Source organism: Pseudomonas sp. SIMBA_067, from assembly GCF_046534675.1.
In the GTDB taxonomy this organism is placed as follows: Bacteria; Pseudomonadota; Gammaproteobacteria; order Pseudomonadales; family Pseudomonadaceae; genus Aquipseudomonas; species Aquipseudomonas putida.
In genome coordinates, this window is record NZ_JAWRYH010000834.1 from 1 (window position 1) to 255 (window position 255).

Annotated in this window: 1 protein-coding gene; it reads left to right on the forward strand. The window is 51.4% G+C overall.

What is annotated here, in order from left to right; translation table 11 throughout:
* The first annotated feature begins 13 nt into the window (after window positions 1-13).
* Window positions 14-139, forward strand: coding sequence for a membrane protein insertion efficiency factor YidD (locus SB765_RS31540; protein WP_410932745.1), 126 nt, complete (start codon window positions 14-16; stop codon window positions 137-139).
* Window positions 140-255: the final 116 nt, after the last annotated feature.

Below are 255 nucleotides of genomic sequence, written 5' to 3' on the forward strand. Positions count from 1 at the left end.
CGGAATTGAGGCATTGCGCAGGTTTGGAGTGATAAAAGGCAGTTGGTTGACGGTGAAACGCGTATTAAAATGCCACCCCTTGAACCCGGGTGGTGACGATCCTGTGCCGCCAAAAACCTTTGATACCAGAGAACATTAACGATGGATTCGCAACGCAATCTCTTTCTCATCGCTTTTCTGTTCGTGACCTTTATGATCTGGCAAGCCTGGCAGACGGACCACGCTCCGCAGCCACAGCAGACGCAGACCACACAA